The following is a 4181-nucleotide window of genomic DNA, read 5'->3' on the forward strand; positions in this document are numbered from 1 at the left end:
GACCAAGCAGGAATTAGTTTGGCAGCAATTGAGCATTTTACAGGGAAGATTCCTGTTTTAGGTGTTTGTTTAGGGCACCAAGCAATCGGGCAAGTGTTTGGTGGTCAAGTCGTACGTGCACCTCGGTTAATGCATGGCAAAACATCAAAGTTAATGCATGATAACCAGTCGTTATATAAAGAAATTCCACAAGGAACTGAGATTATGAGGTACCATTCACTAACGGTGGATGAAGCGTCATTGCCAAGTTCCCTCATTGCAACTTCCCGTACTGAGGAAGGAGAGTTGATGGGTTTTCGCCATCGTACACATCCGACCGAAGGGGTACAATTTCACCCTGAGTCAATTATGACTGCATTCGGGAAGCAAATGATGCAACAATGGTTAATTCAGCATCGAGAGCAAGTCGTAACATCCATTTAGAAGGGAAGAAAAGCATGATACAAGAGTTAGAATTGAGTTGGGGTCAGTGGCGGTTGGACTTTGCTAAGAAAACATACATTATGGGAATCTTAAATGTCACTCCTGACTCATTTTCTGATGGTGGACGCTATAACAATCTCGATGCTGCGGTCGAAAGAGCGAGGCAAATGGTAGAGAATGGTGCGGACATTATTGATGTTGGTGGTGAATCGACTCGTCCGGGGTTTACGCCAGTCAGTGTGGAAGAAGAGATTGCTCGTGTCGTGCCGATTATTGAAGCGATTTCTTCGTCAGTCGACGTCCCAGTAAGCATTGACACGTATAAAGCGGCTACAGCTGAAGCTGCGGTAAAAGCGGGCGCTGCAATCATTAATGACATTTGGGGTGCGAAGTACGATACACAAATGGCATCGGTTGCAGCAAAACATGAAGTTCCGATCGTGTTAACGCATAATCGCAATCAGGCGGAATATCATGACTTTTTGCAAGATGTGGTAGACGACTTATTAGAAAGTGTGGACCTTAGCATACAAGCCGGTGTGCCAAAAGAGCGAATTATTCTTGATCCTGGTATTGGGTTTGCCAAATCGCATGAGCAGAATTTGGAGTTAATGAGACGGTTAGATGTTATTACGTCGTTAGGCTTTCCTGTCTTATTAGGTACATCAAGGAAGTCTTTAATTGCTAATACACTTCAAACGCCACCCAATGATCGTTTAGAAGGGACAAGCGCTACAATCAGCTAGGTATTGAAAGAGGTTGCCATATTGTACGAGTCCATGACGTGAAAGAGATGAGTCGTACTTCTAAGATGATGGATGCGATGCTCGGTAAAGGGAAGGTGAATCCTGTTGGATAAAATCTTTGTTAATGGCATGAAGTTTTACGCTTATCATGGTGTCTATAAAGAAGAGAATACATTAGGTCAACGTTTTGCAGTCGATGTTGTATTAGAAGCAGATTTAACGAAGGCATCGTTAAATGATGATTTAAATTACAGTGTGAATTACGCTGAAGTTTATGAGAAAACAAAACAAGTCGTTGAAGAGAATACATTTGATTTAGTAGAAACCATTGCAGAAGAAATTGCGAAGACGTTACTCGGTGACTTCGCAATTGTTCAAAGTGTAACGGTAAAAGTCATTAAGCCGGACCCACCAATTCCCGGCCATTATGATTCTGTAGCAATCGAATTGAAGAGGTCAAGATGAAACATACTGCATATATCGCTTTAGGATCGAACATTAATCCAAGAGAAGAGTATTTAAAGAGTGCTTTACAGGCAATGGTAGTTCATGAACAAATCGCGATCAGTTCGGTTTCTTCAATATATGAAACTGAACCGGTCGGATACTTAGATCAAAGTCAATTTTTAAATATGGTTTGTAAAGTTGAAACAACACTACGGCCGATGGACTTGCTTTTGGAACTTCAACGCATTGAACGAGAACTTCATCGTACGCGTGAGATTTTAAATGGACCGAGAACAATTGATCTTGACATTCTATTATTTAACGATGAGAATATTAAGTTGGAACAGTTGTGTATCCCACATCCTCGTATGGAGGACCGGGCGTTTGTGCTCGCTCCACTACAAGAAATTGCTCCTTTAGAACAGATACCAACTCTTAAAACGTCGGTGCATGACTTATTCATGGCTTTGCCGGAAAGATTAAGAAAAGGGGTACTTCTATGGAAACAACAAAAGCAGGTGGAAGAGTTCGTGCCTTTCGAAAATTGAAAGGTTACACGCAACAGAGTTTCGCTGATAAAATGCACATGTCGGTTTCCGTTGTTGGTGAAATTGAACGTGGGACGCGGGCCGCAGAAGAAGACTTCATTGAACGAGCGTCGCATCTATTAGATATATCGGTTGAAGAGTTGCTCGGACAGGATATAAAACGCTAGTACAGAAATTCGCAAAGGTAGTAGACGAAGTTTTTTTGTTTGCACGGACTGTCAGTCTTCACTGGCAGTTTTTATGTATGTAGAGGATCATTAAACAAAGGAGATGAACGTCATGACAGAATCTGATTTACAACAAGGAGACCAAAGACTCGTTAGGCTTGAGAAATTAGAACGTTTGCAAGCAGAGGGGTATAACCCATTTGGAACGCGTTTAGATCGCACACATAATACGGTCGAGATGCAAGCGCAATACGACCAGTATTCTAAAGAAGAATTAGTCGAGTTAGAAAGTGAGCATGTGGTCACGATTGCAGGAAGGCTCATGACAAAGCGTGGTAAAGGGAAAGCGGGCTTTGCGCACATTCAAGATTTACGTGGTCAAATCCAAATCTACGTGCGTAAAGATCAAGTAGGTGAAGAGGCGTACGAAAAGTTCCAGACGTGTGATATCGGTGATCTTGTAGCCGTATCTGGTGTACCTTTTAAAACGAACGTTGGGGAGCTTTCAGTAAAAGCTACTACATTTACGTTAATGTCCAAATCATTACGTCCCTTCCGGACAAGCATCACGGGTTAAAAGATGTAGAGCAACGCTATCGCCAGCGCTACGTAGATCTAATTGTAAATCCAGAAGTAAAAGATACCTTTATTACTAGAAGTAAAATTCTTCAAACGATGCGTAGATACCTTGATGACCAAGGGTTCCTAGAAGTAGAAACACCAACAATGCACAGCATTGCCGGTGGGGCTTCTGCACGACCATTTGTCACGCACCACAATGCACTCGACATGGAACTATACATGCGAATTGCTATTGAGCTTCATTTGAAGCGCCTCATTGTAGGTGGAATGGAAAAGGTCTATGAAATTGGACGAGTGTTCCGTAACGAAGGAGTATCAACGCGTCATAACCCAGAATTTACGATGATTGAGTTGTATGAGGCATATGCTGACTATAACGATATCATGAATTTAACAGAGAACCTTGTTGCTCATATTGCACAAGAAGTTCACGGCACAACGAAAGTTCAATACGGTGAAGATGTCATTGACTTAACCCCAAATTGGCGTCGTGTGCACATGGTAGATCTGATTAAAGAAGAGACAGGCGTAAACTTCTGGGCAGATTTAAGTGATGATGAAGCGAGACAACTTGCTAAGGAACATCATGTACATGTAGAAAACTACATGACGTTTGGGCATGTCGTAAATGAGTTCTTTGAACAACTAATTGAAGAAAAGCTTATTCAACCTACATTCGTCTACGGTCATCCCCTTGCGATTTCACCACTCGCTCAAAAGAACGCAGAGGATCCTAGATTTACGGACCGTTTTGAATTGTTCATTGTTGCACGTGAACATGCCAATGCGTTTACAGAGTTAAACGATCCTATTGATCAACGGGCTCGATTTGAAGATCAGTTAAAGGCTAAAGAGATGGGTGACGATGAGGCGCATCCATTAGATGAAGACTTCCTTGAATCACTAGAGTATGGAATGCCTCCTACAGGCGGTTTAGGAATTGGGATTGATCGACTCGTGATGTTGTTAACAAATTCAGCGTCAATTCGTGATGTACTCTTGTTCCCGCAAATGAAAAACAGGGATCAGAAGAGTAGAAATATAGGTTGAGCAACGAATTTTTCGTTGCTCAATATTTTTTTAAAATAATACTTGCAACTTGTCCGGGGAGATGGTATATTTCTATTTGTGCTTAACAGAGCGCAAACATCACATCGCAAATCGCGAAAAAAAACTTTTCAAAAAAAAGAGTTGACGCGAAGCGCAGATGGTGATAATATACTAAGAGTCGCCACAAGAGATGACGGCGCTTAAAACGAACAAAATTG

Annotated in this window: 4 protein-coding genes and 2 pseudogenes; all 6 read left to right on the top strand. The window is 41.8% G+C overall.

The window, feature by feature from the left end; genetic code table 11:
* On the top strand, positions 1 to 423 hold a 423-nt coding region (locus JCM19055_RS22005), incomplete at its 5' end, for an aminodeoxychorismate/anthranilate synthase component II (protein ID WP_042361395.1).
* Positions 424 to 437: 14 nt separating this feature from the next.
* Positions 438 to 1282 (top strand): annotated as a pseudogene (folP, locus tag JCM19055_RS22010) (dihydropteroate synthase).
* The gene (folB, locus tag JCM19055_RS22015) at positions 1275 to 1634 is read left to right on the top strand and encodes a dihydroneopterin aldolase (protein WP_042361397.1); all 360 of its coding nucleotides are present in this window, start codon (positions 1275 to 1277) and stop codon (positions 1632 to 1634) included. Before folP ends, folB begins: the two are co-directional and overlap by 8 nt.
* Complete coding sequence (gene folK / locus JCM19055_RS22020) at positions 1631 to 2164, top strand: 2-amino-4-hydroxy-6-hydroxymethyldihydropteridine diphosphokinase (RefSeq protein ID WP_042361399.1); 534 nt, start codon at positions 1631 to 1633, stop codon at positions 2162 to 2164. Before folB ends, folK begins: the two co-directional genes overlap by 4 nt.
* Positions 2116 to 2331: a helix-turn-helix domain-containing protein gene (locus JCM19055_RS22025; protein WP_042361400.1), complete on the top strand. Its 216-nt coding sequence runs from the start codon at positions 2116 to 2118 to the stop codon at positions 2329 to 2331. Before folK ends, JCM19055_RS22025 begins: the two co-directional genes overlap by 49 nt.
* A 103-nt stretch (positions 2332 to 2434) precedes the next feature.
* Positions 2435 to 3963, top strand: a pseudogene (gene lysS / locus JCM19055_RS22030) (lysine--tRNA ligase).
* Positions 3964 to 4181: the final 218 nt, after the last annotated feature.

Source organism: Geomicrobium sp. JCM 19055, assembly GCF_000698185.1.
Taxonomy (GTDB): domain Bacteria; phylum Bacillota; class Bacilli; order Bacillales; family Marinococcaceae; genus Geomicrobium_A; species Geomicrobium_A sediminis.

Coding starts and splice junctions, on each gene's coding strand:
- JCM19055_RS22025 (WP_042361400.1), top strand. CDS start 2,116: ATGGAAACAACAAAAGCAGGTGGAAGAGTTCGTGCCTTTCGAAAATTG.
- folK (WP_042361399.1), top strand. CDS start 1,631: ATGAAACATACTGCATATATCGCTTTAGGATCGAACATTAATCCAAGA.